Raw genomic sequence first — 17,076 nt, 5'->3', positions numbered from 1 at the left:
GCAATTCTCCACACGCCTATTGCAGAATCACCTTTTGACCTTCTTCCAAGCCTTTAACAATTTCTACATTTGATAAGGAGTCGATACCAAGCTCTACATCGATTTCCTTTATGCTTTCTCCATCCAGCAATTTAATATAATTCCGGCCCAGCAGCGAATATACGGCGTTTCTCGGAAGCAAGATTACATTTTCTTTTTTTTGCAGGACGATAACAATATCCGCGTTTGCATTCAATTCCGGCATGATGCTCGTATCCTCCAGCTGAAAATAAATAGTTCTGGCGTATTTATCAGCAAGCTCTTTGTCATCTGTCTCAGGTGCGGATGACGGACTCTGGGTAACAGTACCCTCAAGAATCTGATCCCTATAAGTAATCTCAGCCTTCATCCCGACCTCGACCTCTTGCAGCTCCCTTGAGATAGTACCTGAATACGATAACCGAATACTTGCCGGATCGGCTATCGTAACATAGCTTCTTCCCAATTGAACAGTATCACCAAGCTTCACCGCCTCCATAGATACAATGACGCCATCTATTTTGGCTTTCATGGTTTTTCCGTTCAACTGCTTGTAAGCATCATCCATTCTTTTTTGAGCGATTTTCAGCTCCAGCAATCGAATTTTCATAACCTGTATATCTTGTGTTTCTTTCGATTGCTCCAGTGCCAGCTTTGCCAATTCGAGGTCCCTCTCTCGTTCAAGCACGACAATTTCGAGACCCTCGTTTTCCAGCTCCAGCAGCGGCGCTCCTTCCTTTACAATATTGCCAATTTCGGCGGAAATGGCTGTAATTCTACCTGCGGCTCCTACGAACTCATGCTGAACGACAGTAGTAGAATTGAAAGTGCCCACTCCTTTAATTTGCTTTGTGGCCGTCCCCCGCTTCACCTCGTACAAGTTATAGCTTTCTTTCTGAGGAACGATAAGAGCAGGCTTCAGCACCTCTTCTTCCTTCGGCAGCAATGTACATCCGGTTAGAACAAGCATCAAGCTAGCTATGCATACGATTAAAGCATAATTCCCGATCCGATGGTCTGGCAATTCATCCACCCCCATGCCAGCGTAAACGGTCCCCCCGCCATCAGTTGGCGGTATAAGCTGACGTTTCGCAAAGCTTGATTTCTCAGAACCGTCGATATTTCATTAGATCAGCTATCTTTGGATCATCTTAGTCGTCGCCATCTCACTAATCTCTTCGTTTGTAAGTGCTCTATCAAATATAGCAAGACCGCCAAGCAGCCCTGTAAAATAATTTCCAGGCTCTCCGGAACGATTTACTGCACCCACTGTAAAATCAGCACCATCAAGTCCGCCATCGAACAAACCGCCTTCAAAGAGGTATGGATTGTAGCGTTCTCGCGCATCAAGCCGTCCATCCAAATACGCCCGCACTTCCTCTCCATCATAGGTGAACGCAACAAAATGCCATTCCCCGCGAGATATTGGCGTTTGTCCAATTGCAGCATCCATGCAATACATATAGCCGGGTGTCGGACCGCCTACCGACGAGACATGTCCACATACTTGCTCCGAGCTATCCCAAATCTTAAGATTAAGAAATAAGCAGTATTGCCGTTTTTTTCGCGTTTCGTCCCAGAGACCTGCAATTGCCTCACAGCCGTTATAATCTGACATTCCCCATTTAATCCAAGCGGCAACAGTCACTAGAGCCTGAGGACCATGAATATTCAGTGCAGGACACTCCTCGCGCGGAATGAGAAACCACTGGGAAAAACGGATATCCGCGCAGTAGGGTCCGAAAGCGCCTTCATTGTATCTTCCAATATGACCATTCATCTCCTTCAAACGATAAGGATAAGCGCCTTTAGCAACTCTATCGCTCCCCGCTTCCTCCTGAAAGTCCCAAAAACTAATTAATCCCGAGCATTTTAATACAGCCTCGCTGCACCACTGCTCCAAATTGTCATTCATCACATCACCCCCCCTTCTATTTATACCAAAAGTTTCCTTAGTTATATGTATATCATATGTATAAACAAAATTCATCTACCTGATTAAATATTAACTAAACACGCATCAAGTATTGGAAAAGCTTCTTAGTATGTTCTAGAATGTATTAATGAAATAAAAGCAATAAAGACACAGAACTTTCGCTAAATGATTCATTATCACTTATAACCGACCCGAGGAGAACGTCTATACTAGTATTTATGGCTTTACATATCAAATATATATAGGGGATGCTCATTTTGGAAAATCAGCAATGGATCGCGCCTGAATTTTACAATCTCACTTCAGAAATGGAACATCATCCTTCCGATAAGGTTGCGCTTAAATGGTTAAGTGAACAAGGGAGCTGCGAGGAAATTACATATGGAGAGCTGCTAAAACAGGCTAATCATCTCGCCGGAGGCTTAGCGGGTCTTGGTCTTCGCCAAGGGGATCGTGTTCTGGTTATGGTTCCACGTAGAATCATCACCTATGTCATCTACCTGGCATGTCTGAAGCTGGGAATTGCCATTATACCTTCATCCGAAATGCTTCGAGCAAAGGATCTATCGTACCGCCTTAGGCATTCCGAAGCAAGAGCTGTTATTGCCTGGTCCGAAATTACCGCTGAGGTCGATAAGATTACGGAAGAACTGCCCGCATTAAATTACCGTCTCTCCGTTTCAGGAACTGTGGACAAGACCGATTCCGACTGGCTTAATCTTGAGCAATTAATGATGGATCAGCCCGATTCCTTTACAGCAGTTAATAGCCACAGAGACGATATCGCTATACTCGCGTATACGTCTGGAACAACCGGCAACCCTAAAGCTGTTGTTCATAGTCATGGCTGGGGTTACGCTCATTTACGAATTACCTCGTCCTTGTGGATGGATATTCGTGAATCGGATACGGTCTGGGCAACAGCCGCGCCAGGCTGGCAAAAGTGGATCTGGAGTCCATTCTTGACCGTTCTAGGAAACGGAGCAACAGGATTCGTATATAATGGGCCGTTTCAACCGAATCGGTATTTGCAACTGCTGCAGGATCACGGTATCCAGGTATTGTGCTGTACGCCAACGGAATACCGATTAATGGCTAAGACGGAAGACTTAGAGCACTACGACTTATCCCGACTACGCTGTGCAGTCTCTGCTGGAGAACCCTTAAATCAAGAAGTTATCCATACATTCCAGCGCCACTTCGATATTACCATCCGAGACGGCTACGGACAGACTGAAAGTACGCTGATCATCGGAACGCTCAGAGACATTCCAATTCGGTTAGGCTCCATGGGTAAACCTATTGCTCCAGGCCTTGTAGAAGTCATTGATGAGGATGGTAATCCCCTCCCTTCGGGAGTAGTTGGAGATATAGCTGTACATTTGAGCATGCCTGCATTGTTCCAGACCTATTACAAAGACCCTGAGCGTAAAGAAAACTGCTCTCGAGGAAATTACTTCTTAACTGGAGATCGGGCACGTAAAGATGAGGAAGGATATTTTTGGTTCGAAGGCCGGGGAGACGACATCATTATCAGCTCAGGCTACACGATCGGTCCCTTTGAGGTTGAAGATGCGCTCATGAAGCATGCGTCAGTCAAAGAATGCGCGGTTGTTGCGAGCCCCGATGAAATTCGTGGACATATTGTTAAGGCGTTTATCGTACTGAAGGATGAGTCAGCCGCTTCTCCAGAACTGATTAAGGAGCTGCAGTCATATGTCAAGGAATGGACGGCCCCATATAAGTATCCGCGCAAAATAGAATTTATCCAAGATCTCCCGAAGACATCTTCCGGTAAAATACGGAGAATAGAGCTGCGTGAGCAGGAAAACCGAGCGGCTCTAAATGAATAGTTCTGGATTCCGATAACCAAAAGAACGAAGATTAGCATAAATAATGGATAGAGAAACCAGAAAACATCTGATTCTCTATCCATTTTTCATTCTTCTAAAACAAGCCAACAAATGCCGACCCCATGCCTGTTTTTTAAATAGAAAGCTTCTCACCGGGCTTTAATACTTTCCCGTTTATCCCTTTCTCACGAAGCCGCTGGACAAAATCTTCTGCTTCCTGACGAATAGCTGGAAATGTATTGTAATGCACAGGTACAACCAGCTTGGCGTTATACCATTCTGCTGCTTGTAATGCATCCTCCGGTCCCATTGTATAATGGTCACCGATCGGAATGAATGCAACATCAATTTTATGACGTTCACCGATCATTTTCATATCACCGTACAATGCTGTGTCCCCTGCGTGAAGTATCGTTTTGCCTTCAGCATGAAGGATAAATCCTGCCGGCATACCAGCTTATAAAATTTGCTTCTCTTCTTCAATAACGATACCTGATGAATGGAACGCTTGTACCATCTTAGCCTTTGCGAATCCCAAGTCGACGGTTCCGCCTATATTCATACCGATCGTCCGGACACCCTTCCATGACATATAGGTAGCAAGCTCAACAATTGCTACGACTGGCGCATCATTTCTTTTGGCAATCAAGTCAGCATCCGATATATGGTCAGCATGCGCGTGAGTAAGCAGTACGGCGTCCACTCTTATGTCCTCCGCTTTCGTAACTGCCAATTCATTACCTCTGAGAAAGGGATCGATAACAAGTGATTTCTCTCCAGTGATCATTTGAACACAGGAATGTCCATGATAAATGAGCTCCATGATTTTATTTACCTCCATTGTTTTAGTATTGTAACGATCGAATCATGCTTCCTCTTGACCCTTCATCTTCTCCTTGAATTGCTTGGGAGTACACTCATTGAAACGCTTGAACAACTCATAGAAATGCGCCATATTTTCAAGTCCCGCCGCTACTGCAATGTCCGTGATGTTCATACTGCCCATAACGAGCATACGTTTTGCCTTTTCTATCCGTTTGCGGTTCACAAATTCAGTGAATGATAATCCCATCTTTTTCTTGAAATATTTTGAAAAATAAACATAGCTCATACCCGCAAGCTTACTGACCTCCGCCATGTCAATCCTCTCAGTGAGATGGTTCTCAATATACGTGACAACCGGACGCAATAAATCAGCGTCTACATACTCATGCGCAGATAACAGTTGTTGATCGTCGTTGCGAAGCAGTGTAAGCAGCATATGTTTAATATGCATACTAACTGCAATCTCGTAGCCCTTCTTCTTCTGCATCACTTCTTCGTGAATACTAAGCAGAATATTTCCTACCTCCGCTCGGACATGGGGAAATTTACTGAACAGATAATTCAAATCGTCCAGCGGGTTCATGATCTCCATGAAATGTCTCGTATAGTGCATCATCGCAGGATCAAAGTACGGCTCTAGGTCCACATGAAGAACAATATACTGAACGCGCTGCGCTGATCGCATTTGTGGTTTGTGCAGCTGAGAGGAGCCAATGACCATGACATCTCCTGGATGAAGCAGGTAGCCTTTGCTTGGTGTATATATTTCATGAATGCCTTCCAGTACAAGAAGGAATTCGATCTCCTTGTGGTAATGCCACAGCGGGGGGCCCGTCTGTTCCTCTCCACTCTGTGTGAATTTCCACACCTTAATGCAGAGCTGCGGATTCTGATAGTGAATCGGTTCCTGAAAGCTGTCCATATTATCTCCCTTTCAATATTGATAGATTAAATATGGATACAAACTGACTAAATATTCGCATATACGTCCATCTGACTTAACCTGTATCATTTGGTTTAGAAAAACAATTCAATGATACAAAGGAGACGGATCATGAAAGTTGCTGTATTAGGTTGCGGTGGACTCGGACATGTCCACGCTGATATTTACTCTAGACTAAGTGGAGTGGAGTTGACTGGTTTATGCGACATACAAATCGAGCTTGCCAATGAACTGTCCCAGGCAACAGGAGCCCCTGCATTCCATTCCTTCGAGCAAATGCTCGCTGAAGCGGAATTTGATGCTATAAGTATTACTCTACCAAGTTATTTACACAAAGAATATACTCTCCTAGCGGCAAAAGCAAGAAAACATGTGATTAGCGAGAAACCTATCGCTCTCACTTTAGAGGATGCGAAAGAGATGATTCAATGCTGTGAGGATAACGGCGTACGCTTATTCGTCGGGCATGTCGTCCGTTTCTTCCCTGAATATATCAACATGAAACAAACGCTCGATCACGGTGATATTGGCAGACCTGCCGTGGCTCATGCCAGCCGTATCGGATCCCATCCAGGAAACACCAAGAGCTGGTATAAGGATTCTACTAAGAGCGGTGGTGTCATCATCGACCTAATGATCCATGATTTGGATTTCTTGAGATGGAGCATGGGTGAGATTGATTCCGTGTATGCGATGAACCATACAAGCGAGCAGCTCGACTATGCACTGGTGACTCTTCAGTTCAGTAGTGGAGCTGTCGCTAACGTCGAATCGAATTGGGGGTTCCCGGGACCATTCCATACGAAAGCCGAAATATCGGGCAGCGGCGGAATCATCTCAACGAACAGCTTGAAGAATAGATCCCTACAAATTCATAAGGCTGCAACTTCAGAGAATAACAACTTTGTAACTGTTCCTGAAAGCCCTGCCTTCCGAAGTCCATACGAGCTTGAGCTCGAGCATTTCATTTCTTGCATTAAGACAGGTTCAGAATCCATTGTGACTGCTCACGACGCGTATAAAGCTTTGGAGCTAGCGGAAGCCGCGCTAGAGAGCGCGCGAACGGGCAAAGTCGTTCATCTCCCGTTAGGAGGAAGTACACGATGACTAAACTAAAGGTTGGAATGATTAGCTTTGCACACGGGCATGCCTTCTCTTATTTCCATTCATTACTTACGTTACCCGAAGTGGAAATCGTAGGTATAGCTGATCCTATTGAAAGCAGAGTTAGCGATATTGTCAGTAAGCACGAATTACCATACTTCGCCGATTACCTTCAGCTTCTTGAAACTGATGTCGATGCAGTCGTCATTTGCTCGGAAAATTCACTTCACGCTGAGATTACAATTGCGGCTGCAAACAAAGGAAAGCATGTGCTCTGCGAGAAGCCACTAGGCATCCATGTAGACGACATGAACGAAATGATAGCTGCTTGCCATAAAAATAATGTACAGCTCATGACCGCCTTTCCATGTCGGTACCTAGCTGCCGTCGTTCAAGCAAAAAATGCTGTAGATCGGGGTGAGATCGGCGAAATTGTTGCCTTCAAAGGAATGAATCGCGGCACCGCTCCGAGCGGTTGGTTCGTAGACCCTAAGCTGTCCGGAGGGGGCGCTCTGTTAGACCATACTGTACATGTCATGGATCTGATGAATTGGTTCAACGGATCAGGCCCGAAGGAAGTATACGCTTATGCTGCCACCTTATTTGATGACAAGTTGGATGTGGACGATACTGGCATGATCCATGTGAAATTTGAAAATGGCGTGTTCGGAGTGCTCGATACGAGCTGGTCAAGAAAACCGCCTTATCCAACATGGGGTGATGTCGCTTTGGAGATTATCGGCACGAAAGGCGTCATTTCTATGAATGGCCTCGCTCAGGTCAATGAGCTGTACAGCCGTCAGAAGGGTGTAGGACAATGGAATTACTGGGGAGATAATATGGATGAGCATCTGATTCAGGCATTCGTACTGGCCATTCGGAGCGGTCAGCCTGTCCCGATCACGGGCGAAGACGGCATGCGCTCAACCATTGCAGCATTAGCTGGCTACTCCTCTATTAAAACAGGTCAACCGGTGTTAATATAACCGTAAATGACAGTTGGATTCAGCGTCCTACGAAAGTGAAAAAAGACTTTGTCGCTATAATCCAGCAGCAAAGTCTTTTTTTATTCCAATAGTAGCTCTGAGATATAATAGGTACTTAAATAGCGACGATTGGGAAGATTAGAGAGCATGCTCTGTCTTATTGTCTCGTACGATACTGGCTTGGGGAACACCCTGCATATCGCATGAACAGCCTGCTGAAAAAAGAGGGATCCTCGTAGCCTACCATCGTTGCTACAGATATGACCTTTTCATCTGATTCAAGCAATATACGTTTAGCGTTCTCGATTCGAATTTCATGAAGCACGTCAAAAATGCTCTTATTGAACTCTTCCCTCATCATACGGTTTAACTGCCTGGTGCTGACGTTAAACAGTCTGGAAAGCGTTTGCAATGAAATTTTCTTGTCGAAATTTCTTTCCAAATAACCATAGATCCGCTTTGCGCCAATTTCACGATCCAACTGACGCGGGGAATTATAATGATTGCTTTTATGATGCCGCATAAAGCTGTAATGACGGGAGAGCAGAACGAGCAATTGGACCATTTGAAGCTTAATCAGCGTCACGTGCCCTAATCCACGAAACCCGATTTCCCTAATCATGCTCTCAAGCAGCGATAGAATGAAAGCCGCGTCCTGACCATGCAAATTGAGGTGATGGTTGAAACGTACGTCATGCTTCAGAAACGGGTGAACGTAAAAATAGTCCATTGACGCCGTAATCTCGAGCTCATGGAGCAAAGCATCTGGAATAAATGAAGGCATAAACAAGCAGTTAACAATCTCCATATGTGCCCCAGGCTCTACATAATAAGAATGCGTTTCTCCGGGGTTGATGATAAACACGTCACCTGCATGAATATCGTATTCAATGCCTTGGAATATATGAACACCACTTCCGCTCACAATATAGACAAGCTCAACGAACTCATGTCCATGCTCGGTAACCGATCCTTGCTCCGTGCGCGTGATCCAGAAAGGGAACTCATCCTTCATAAATCCTTTGCTGCCGATTATCTTCTGCACCCGTACTTCACCTCTGTCCTATTGATCCCTCGAACTTTAGCGATGATTTTGTACTGCTAGATCGTAAGCTTCGCGCTTCGGCTCCCGGAACCATTCCTCCCAGCTCATGCCCGCGGTGCCCAGAATCTGTTCGATCCGCTTCTTAAACGGCAAGCCGGCATCCTTTAACTGACGTTCTATAGGATCCTCCCGCCCCGCCAACTTGCATGTTACCCAATCAGTGAGCTGACGCTCTAACTGGTCGGCTAATTCTGGCTGTGAATCCGCTAAGTTTATTATTTCATCAGGATCAGCTGCCAAATCGTATAATTCCCTTGGAGGTCGATTGAACGGTCCCGCATCATATGTGCGGATAAATTTGTAGTCCGCCGTGCGTATTCCTCTTGCAGCCTGCCAGGCGCATTCACTGAGGTAAACTCTTTCGTGGGTGCTGTCTGCCTCACCTCGAATGACATCCCATAGACTAACTCCATCCATGCTTTTTGGATCTACGAGCTTTGACCTATCGATGCACGCAGGAGCTTCATTACGCGCTGCCTCTAATATCGTAGGCAGCAGGTCAACCTGCTGAACAAGTCCAGAAACCCGCCGCCCTGCTGAAATCCGCCCCGGCCATCGAATTATTAATGGAACATGAACGGTAGGCTCGTACAATCCGCAATGATCCCAATAAATGTCATGCTCAGTAAGACTTTCACCATGATCGCCGAATAGAATAAGCAATGTATCCTCTTGAATACCAAGCTTCTCCAAATGTTCGTCCAAATCCTTCAACCTGTCGTCCAAATATTTAATTTCCGCATCATAAAGCGAATCGATATATTGGCTGTCTGTAATCGGTCCAACTAAATCATAATGATGGTGCTTGAAGAAAGGATAAGCCGGGTGATTATAAGCGCGTTCCATGCTTTTGTTGTTTGGATCATAGGGATCTCGGCCGGATTCGTAGAAATCAGGAATGTAGGATCGCGGCGGCAAGTAGGGCGTATGTGCGTCCCAGTAATGTAAAAAAAGAAAAAATGACTCATCCTTATGCTGCTCGATCCAAGGCAACGCCAGATCGTTGACGGTTTTCCCATCGATCCAGCGATTGCCGCCGACACTGTTCATATAATAACGGTATCCTCTTGCAAACCATTCTTTCAGCTGGTACAAATTATCTACCGCCGAAGTCGTGAATCCTGCAGAACGCAGCATGGTCGGCAGCCATTCTATCGATTTAGAAAAATGCGCCAGCTCCGAACCATGTGATACGACACCTGTTGTGAGGCCGATTTTCCCCGTAAATATACCGGTATGTGCCACCTCAGTCGGAATATCCGCCGCATATGCCCGTTCAAATAACACACCTTGCTCGGCAATACTATCCATATATGGACTGGTCGGTTTGGCATAACCGTATCCGCTTAATCGGGAAGCTCGCAGCGTATCTAGAGAAATCAGAATAATCTTCATATTGTTCTATATCCTCCTAAGGAGCAACCTTTAAAACCTTTCCTTTGTTGTCCAACCAGGATCGAATAATCTCGCTATTTTCTTCAACGGAATAAGAGGAGGTGCATATTGTAATATCGGGATTTGCCGGCTCATCGAAAGGATCGGAGATGCCTGTAAAATTTTTCAGCTCTCCGCTGCGTGCCTTCGCGTATAACCCCTTGACATCACGCTTCTCGCACTCACTTAGTGAACACTTTACATAGATTTCAACATATCTAGGGAGCTCGCTGCTTAGGAACTCCCTCATTTCACTATAAGGCGTAATAGCTGACACTAGAACATCTACGCCGTTGCGTGCCAATAGCTTAGATACAAAAGCGACTCGCCGAATGTTCTCGATACGGTCTTCTCTGCTAAAACCAAGTCCCTTACAAATCGTTTGACGAAGCTCGTCGCCATCCAGTAGTTCGACACGGCGACCTCGCTGAATCAGCCTTGACGCAACATGCTGTGCGGTTGTCGTCTTCCCAGCACCTGATAAACCAATAAACCATAATACGGACCCCAGTTGCGCGTCCATGAATGTATACCTCCTAAGAGTCAAAGTACAGAAGCTACCTCTATAGGAGCCCCGCCAGACTGATGTGATTGTATGGCAGCCTCAATGACCTCCTGTGCCGCCAGTGCATCGATTCCGGATGCATCAATTTCATCAGGCGCGGCTCCATCCTTGATCTGTTCGATAAAACGATTGATTCGCAGTTTAAATGTATCATTGAATCCCTGCATCCCGCCGAATAACGGATTCCGTAAAACCGTCAGTTCATCGGTATGATGGGAATAATAAGTCATGCTCTCGTACAAATTGTCAATAACGAGCCGCCCTTCATGGCCTGCCACCTCACAAAACTCGATCGGGTGACGCATCGACATGTCATAGCTGCCTGTCAAATGTCCGACAGCCCCTGAAGTAAATTCCATATTAACGGATACAGTCGACCAACAATTTCTTCCCGGCCCCTTGGTCATGAAGGACTGCACCCGCTTCACATCTCCTGCGAAATAACGCATGACATCGATGGAATGAGGATGCAGAGCGCGCATTTGCAGCCACTCCGAATCCTCCCTTGAATTTTGAATGGTGAGCCGCATATTTAGAAATAACAACGATCCGAGCTTTCCCTCCAACACCAATTCTTTTGCCTTATAAGCAGCCGGCGTAAAGCGGTGGTTCAAATTGCAAGCGAATCGTACCCCTTTCTCACGGGCAAAGCTGACCATATGGCGCGCTTCTACTATTTGGTTTGAAATTGGCTTCTCGACAAGCACATCCTTGCCTGCCTCGATGGCCGTCATAACCGGTTCATAGTGGTGGCTTCCATTCTCGACACCCGCCGTAGCTACAACGATAACATCAACCGGCACTACGCGCAGCAACTCCTTGAGGTCGGTAAAAAAAGGTACGCCAAACTCGCTGCCTGCCGCCTCAGCTCTAGTCTGCAACAAATCACATACGGCGGCAAGCTTCGTATCGGGATGCTGCTGGTACGCGCGGCAGTGAATTTTTCCGATATGGTTAACGCCTACAACCGCAACATTAATCATTAAAATCCTTCCTTTCCTCCTGCGACGCGATAGCAGCCTACTCTTTCTACTTTTCCTTTTCTTTAGCTTGAAGCGAGCGAGCGTTCACAATCGAACCAATATGAAGGGAATCGTACGCTTCTTGGGACGAGGTAAATGGCTTTCCTTTGCCATGCCAATTCAGATTCGTATAAATGGGATTGACTCGACCCACTTCCTTCTCGCGTCTCGCAATATGGTCTTCCATCCGCTTTGTAAGCAAAGCGACGACTTCCGGCTCTTGATCTGCAACGTTGACGTTTTCTTCCGGATCCTGAATTAGATTATATAATTCCACAGCAGGCTTAAAGTGAAAGTCCTGTTCAAGAGCACAAATAAGCTTCCATTCGTGTGTTCGCCATCCATGCTTACGCATCCATGTGCATTCGGTAATGTAGAACTCGCTAATAGGATCTGTTTTTTCACCGGTCATCATTTTAGTCAATCTTCGTCCGTCAAAAGAAATATCGCTATCCACTTCGAGCAGATCAAGTATAGTTGGCATAATATCGGAAATGAGAGAAACGTCAGACACCCTTTTCCCTAGAGGCACACGACCCGGAAATTTAATAATAAGCGGAACGACAAGAGTACAGTCGTATAAGCCGTGATGGTCGAAATAACAATCATGCTCATACAGCGTCTCACCGTGGTCGGATGTGATTACAATAAGTGTTTCTTCTTCAAGTCCGAGTGCGCTCAGCTTGACGAACAGGCTTTGAATGCAAGCATCCATGTAAGCGACCGCGCCGTCGTATTGGGCCGTTACATAATTATAATCCGTGACTCCTTCCGGAATCCATGATTTCAGAAAATCCGCAAAAGGCTTGAACGCATAAACTGGCTCCATCGAGTTATTGGAAGTGTCCTTCTCATCAGCGCCATAAAACATTCGTTCATACGGCTTCGGCGGTAAATACGGCGAGTGTGGATCCATATGCCGGAGAAACAGCATAAACGGTTTTTCCTCCGCCGCAAGACGTTCGAGCTCCGGAATGGCTACATCGTTTAGATTTTGTGCCTTAGGAGTTCGTCCTGTATCATCCGGTACCCATGATTCATAATTGAGATAGCTATGAAAACCACGAGAGGCTGGATTGCCTGAAAATCCGATACAAGACGTATTGTAGCCCACTCCGCCAAGTACTTCTGCCAATGTTTGAAGGTGATCGCCCATAGGACCCTTGTGCCTTAGAGCCACTACGTCAGTTGCAAATACGTCTTTCCCTGTCAGCATCGAAGCATAAGCAGGTGTTGTCGGAATGCTTGGGCTGAAATGCTTCTCAAATATGACGCCTTCACTAGCAACCTTATCCATATGAGGCGTAGTCAACCGAGAATAGCCATAGGAACTCATATGATCACGGCGCAAGCTGTCAATTCCAAAAATGATGACATTAGGTTTTTTGTTTGACATCATTGATTCCCTCCTAGCGAGCGTTTAGTTTTTTCAAGCAAGCGTTTAAGTATCCGTAGGATTCCGCCGCGACGATTGAGACTTGCGCTAGTGAATGACCTGATCCCGCGCCGATCACTTCCAATACAACCGGACCGTCATAATTACCATCTACTAACACTTTGCAATAGCCGAATAGATCGATATCACCCCGTCCGCATGCCTGCATCTCAATCTGTCCAGGTCCCTGCTCCCTGCCTTTGCAATCGCGGATATGAATATGCCTCACTCTGCTCAATACGGCAGGCAGAGCCTCCTCTGCATTTTCCCCCGCCCTGTGAATATGGCTTGGATCCATATCAATTCCCAATGCTTGCGATGAAATTTCCTCCATTGCTCTGAGAGTTGTGTGCGTATTATGAATAGCACTGCCGACATGCGCCTTCACACACAACGTAATGCCATAGGAAGCAGCTCTTTCCGTCATTCGAGCTAATGTCTCGATGGAAGCCTTCAAATCCTCTTCAACGCCAAGCTTGCCGCCGGGTCCAACATTAACGATCGGGATTCCTATTTCTGCCGCCGCTTCAAATGCGGGAAGCAATCGTTCTTCCTTCAAGGAAGCTACTTCCGTAGATAGAAACACAAGACCGTTCTCATTTACGATAGATTGAAGTTCGTTCTTCTGATCTCTCCAGCGGCTCAAATCCAAATGCTCGCACATTTCATGTATAGCGGCGATTTCAATACCGTCATATCCACAAAGTGCGATCTGCTTTGCAGCTTCGGCAAAGTTGAATTGTTTAAATAGCACAGAGTTTACACCAAGCTTAATCATGTAGGGTAAACCTCCCTGAATTTTAAATGGACTCTCGGCATTCGCCGAGGGAGATGGAGCAAGGTTATCATGAACCTCTTTCATGATTGCAGTCCTCCTACTCTCGCAAGAGGTTTTTTTATTTTCGGATACAATCCCAAAAGTAAATTGAAATCGGTGTTTTAGGCGAATTAACTTACCGCTTTAATGGTTTTGTTATGACTGACGTTAGACGAGCGATGTACCTTATTCGAGTTTGTTTGGATAGTTAGACAAGCCACACACTTTAGCCCAAGTTACGCTGGATAGTTAGACGAACCACGCACCTTAGCCCAAGTTACGCTGGATAGTTAGACGAGCCACACACTTTAGCCCAAGTTACGCTGGATAGTTAGACGAGCCACACACTTTAGCCAAGTTACGCTGGATAGTTAGACGAGCCACACACTTTAGCCCAAGTTTCTTTGGATAGCTAGACGTGACACACTCTAGCCCAAGTTACGCTGGATAGTTAGACGAGCCACACACTCTAGCCCAAGTTACGCTGGATAGTGAGGATAAACTCAATAAGACTGAGGTTAGGCTCACTATTCTAGTCGCATCTGTTTTTCTCTTTTTAAATTAGTGAGGTATACCTCACTAGTGATGAAGCTAACCTCACGGGGAATGAGGTTTACCTCACAATACCGAACTCTGCACCTTAATTAACTCATATTAATGAGATTAGCCTCACTAAACAGTGAGCTTCCCTCATAATTCGTTTTTATCACTACTTCATAAAAAGCGGATCTCCGTGCAGCGGCGGAAGCGAATGCGGCCTTACAACTTCCCCGCCCCGCTCATACGATTCCTGAACCGCGTGTACGTATTCCAATACAGCTAGAGCGTCTCTGCCGCTTGCGCGCAGTTGATCCTGGGATACGTTTTTGGAGACATCCTCCAGAAACGCATGAAGTCTGTTGTTAAAGGTTCGGTTGAAATCTTGCGTTCCGAAGTCGGTAATCTCCGCCTGGATAGGAGTGCTGATCGCCGGTATGCCTTTTTCCGCCTTCCAGAACGATACCTTTTCCACACAGTTTTCGATACAAAAGGTGCCTCGTGAGCCCGCCACTTCAAGGCTCCACCAGCCGCCAAGGCCATATACCGCATCCCCCCTCTGACTAAGCAGGTAACCAACGCCTCCATTGGCGAATTTCACGTGAATACTGTTGATTGATACCATGACATCCCCAGCGCTTCGTCGAAAACCGGGACGGTCAGAAAAGGTTTGGATATGAGTGATATCCCCGCAAAAATGGCGCATCACACTGAATGGATGGGTTAAGAATGCTCTCATGTGGAAATATGGATGGCCCTTGATTTTCGGAGAACTGGAAAGCCCGTAATTAAGCTCACCGCCGTTAAATCCCATTTTGGCAAGACAATAAACAAGCTCACCAACTTCGCCGCTCTCCATATATTGCTTCGCCTTCTCCGCAGGCTGCGTAAAATAATGATTCAGATTGCACCCTAGATAAACCTTCTGCTTTTCAGCAAAAGCAACTAGCTCTCTGCCCTCCCGGACATCGTTGCACAGCGGCTTCTCGACCAGTACATGCTTACCATAGCTCAATGCCTCCATGGCCGGTTCAAAATGCCAGCTCCCATTGTCAATTCCGCCTGTCGTTACGTCAATAACCTCAAGGTCGGGCTCCCCTTCGATCATTTCCCTTAGGCTGTAGTACGCCTTTACGCCATGCCTTTCCGCAGCAGCGTCCGCTCGATCTTTGATGACATCACACACCGCCACTACTTCAGCGAGCTCATCTTCCTTATAGCAGACTGCATGGTTATTCCCGATCCCGTTCATTCCGACAATCCCGATTTTTATCGCCATATTCGCGTTCCCGGCCTTAGCCTTATTAGACTGGCCGGAAACTTCACCACCTTTCCGTCTGAGTTATAATTTCTACTCTCATCATAATCAACCTAATAGTCGGTTTCATGGCTGATCTGGACAATAACCAATTCGATCGGGACCATATATGAAAAGGCCTAGCGAGGAGCGGCCTTATTCCCTCCAGACCGGATAAGTATACGAAAGGTAGCCTAATCCCTTCTATATAGTGACTGGGATTAGGCTGCTTTTTTCTTATTAGTAAGTAAAATGGCAATAAGCGATTCGTTCACGTTTCCATGTATAAGTAATGTGCACCTCATTCCCGTCCGATACAATGGCCGGGTACGAGTATTCGCCTTCTGTTTCCTCGAGTGTGTACAGCCGACTCCACGTTACCCCGTTATCCTTGGATACGTCGAGCACAAGCGGCGTTCTCGGTCCCCACTTTTCCGAGATCGGATTATACACCAGCAGCAAGTCTCCATCCGGCATTCGGGTTAGGTCGATACCGCTGTTGTTGTTCGGCAGACTAATGGGATACGCCTCAGTCCAGCTATTGCCTTCGTCCGCGGAGTCACTACGGTAGATTTGCCCTTCAGTCGTGCGAAGCAGCATATGCAGCTGATTCAGAGAAGATTCCCACAGAGTAGGCTGAATAATGCCTTTGCCAGTCACCGCCGTCCGATCAAGAGGCACCTGTGCGCTCTTCCGCCAGGTCAACCCGCCGTCAGACGAGATATCTACGAAAGCGTCCCATTCTGTTCTCGTTTCGATTGAAGCCGGAGCGAGCAGGTTACCGTTTGAAGCAATAATCGATTTATTTTTAACAGGCCCTCTGCCGCCCGTATAGTCCCCAGGGACCAGCTCCTTCGTCTCGGACCACGTATAGCCGGAATCCTCCGAAAGCATGACCATTGAAATCCAGTCTCGAATTTTCCATCCCGTTTTGTATACCAGCATAATTTGGCCGGTCGAATTATATGACAGCACTGGATTGAAGTGTGGCAAATCCTGCTCCCCTGTCAGGTTTACAGGCTTTGTCCATTCTCCATTCTTCTTTCTAGAGCACCAGATAGCTACATCGCCAGCACCCTCCTCAGTCCCGCCGAACCAGGCTGCAAGCAGATCGCCGTCCTTTAATGGCAAAACAGTGGAGGCGTGGCAGCTTATAAAATCACGATCATCTTCAAAAATAAAGGCTCTGCTAAGCATAT

14 protein-coding genes and 1 pseudogene are annotated in these 17,076 nt (G+C 46.3%); 3 read left to right on the top strand and 12 right to left on the bottom strand.

The genetic code is table 11. The annotated features are described in order from the left end of the window. Window positions 1-16: 16 nt before the first annotated feature. Together AC0YN7_RS01270 and AC0YN7_RS01265 are read right to left on the bottom strand one after the other, a co-directional pair. Window positions 17-1,042, bottom strand: coding sequence for an efflux RND transporter periplasmic adaptor subunit (locus AC0YN7_RS01270; protein WP_475808130.1), 1,026 nt, complete (start codon window positions 1,040-1,042; stop codon window positions 17-19). 111 nt (window positions 1,043-1,153) lie between these two features. Then, the gene (locus AC0YN7_RS01265) at window positions 1,154-1,933 is read right to left on the bottom strand and encodes a LamG domain-containing protein (protein ID WP_475808129.1); all 780 of its coding nucleotides are present in this window, start codon (window positions 1,931-1,933) and stop codon (window positions 1,154-1,156) included. Between the two features lie 275 nt (window positions 1,934-2,208). Here AC0YN7_RS01265 and mbcS point away from each other — a divergent pair, with 275 nt between their 5' ends. Beyond that, on the top strand, window positions 2,209-3,807 hold the full coding sequence (mbcS, locus tag AC0YN7_RS01260) for an acyl-CoA synthetase MbcS (RefSeq protein ID WP_475808477.1): 1,599 nt from the start codon (window positions 2,209-2,211) through the stop codon (window positions 3,805-3,807). Window positions 3,808-3,940: 133 nt separating this feature from the next. On the opposite strand, the pseudogene AC0YN7_RS01255 reads toward mbcS, so the two are convergent. Both AC0YN7_RS01255 and AC0YN7_RS01250 read right to left on the bottom strand, forming a co-directional pair. Further along, window positions 3,941-4,630, bottom strand: a pseudogene (locus AC0YN7_RS01255) (metal-dependent hydrolase). A gap of 42 nt (window positions 4,631-4,672) precedes the next feature. Beyond that, window positions 4,673-5,554: a helix-turn-helix domain-containing protein gene (locus AC0YN7_RS01250; protein WP_475808128.1), complete on the bottom strand. Its 882-nt coding sequence runs from the start codon at window positions 5,552-5,554 to the stop codon at window positions 4,673-4,675. Between the two features lie 132 nt (window positions 5,555-5,686). On the opposite strand from AC0YN7_RS01250, the gene AC0YN7_RS01245 reads away from it, so the two are divergent. Together AC0YN7_RS01245 and AC0YN7_RS01240 are read left to right on the top strand one after the other, a co-directional pair. Beyond that, on the top strand, window positions 5,687-6,682 hold the full coding sequence (locus AC0YN7_RS01245; protein WP_475808127.1) for a Gfo/Idh/MocA family protein: 996 nt from the start codon (window positions 5,687-5,689) through the stop codon (window positions 6,680-6,682). Beyond that, the gene (locus AC0YN7_RS01240; RefSeq protein ID WP_475808126.1) at window positions 6,679-7,665 is read left to right on the top strand and encodes a Gfo/Idh/MocA family protein; all 987 of its coding nucleotides are present in this window, start codon (window positions 6,679-6,681) and stop codon (window positions 7,663-7,665) included. The genes AC0YN7_RS01245 and AC0YN7_RS01240 overlap by 4 nt, the downstream gene beginning before the upstream one ends. Before the next feature lie 157 nt (window positions 7,666-7,822). Here the strand turns inward: AC0YN7_RS01240 and AC0YN7_RS01235 are convergent, their stop codons facing one another. From AC0YN7_RS01235 to AC0YN7_RS01200, 8 genes are all read right to left on the bottom strand, one after another. Then, the gene (locus tag AC0YN7_RS01235; protein WP_475808125.1) at window positions 7,823-8,710 is read right to left on the bottom strand and encodes an AraC family transcriptional regulator; all 888 of its coding nucleotides are present in this window, start codon (window positions 8,708-8,710) and stop codon (window positions 7,823-7,825) included. A 36-nt stretch (window positions 8,711-8,746) separates the two neighbouring features. After that, window positions 8,747-10,165, bottom strand: coding sequence for a sulfatase family protein (locus AC0YN7_RS01230; protein WP_475808124.1), 1,419 nt, complete (start codon window positions 10,163-10,165; stop codon window positions 8,747-8,749). Window positions 10,166-10,181: 16 nt separating this feature from the next. Then, entirely contained in the window at window positions 10,182-10,751 is a 570-nt protein-coding gene (gene cysC / locus AC0YN7_RS01225; RefSeq protein ID WP_475808123.1) for an adenylyl-sulfate kinase, read from the bottom strand. Then, complete coding sequence (locus AC0YN7_RS01220) at window positions 10,748-11,752, bottom strand: Gfo/Idh/MocA family protein (RefSeq protein ID WP_475808122.1); 1,005 nt, start codon at window positions 11,750-11,752, stop codon at window positions 10,748-10,750. Before AC0YN7_RS01220 ends, cysC begins: the two co-directional genes overlap by 4 nt. A gap of 46 nt (window positions 11,753-11,798) precedes the next feature. Continuing rightward, a complete protein-coding gene (locus AC0YN7_RS01215; protein ID WP_475808121.1) occupies window positions 11,799-13,190 on the bottom strand; it encodes a sulfatase family protein in 1,392 nt (463 codons plus the stop codon). Window positions 13,191-13,200: 10 nt separating this feature from the next. Then, a complete protein-coding gene (locus AC0YN7_RS01210; protein WP_475808120.1) occupies window positions 13,201-14,088 on the bottom strand; it encodes a sugar phosphate isomerase/epimerase family protein in 888 nt (295 codons plus the stop codon). Window positions 14,089-14,752: 664 nt separating this feature from the next. Next, window positions 14,753-15,859, bottom strand: a complete 1,107-nt coding sequence (locus tag AC0YN7_RS01205) for a Gfo/Idh/MocA family protein (protein ID WP_475808119.1) — start codon at window positions 15,857-15,859, stop codon at window positions 14,753-14,755. Between the two features lie 258 nt (window positions 15,860-16,117). Beyond that, the gene (locus AC0YN7_RS01200; RefSeq protein ID WP_475808118.1) at window positions 16,118-17,074 is read right to left on the bottom strand and encodes a sialidase family protein; all 957 of its coding nucleotides are present in this window, start codon (window positions 17,072-17,074) and stop codon (window positions 16,118-16,120) included. Window positions 17,075-17,076 lie beyond the last annotated feature (2 nt).

It is taken from the genome of Paenibacillus sp. J31R122 (genome assembly GCF_056269185.1).
This window is presented reverse-complemented; position numbering and strand designations above follow the sequence as displayed.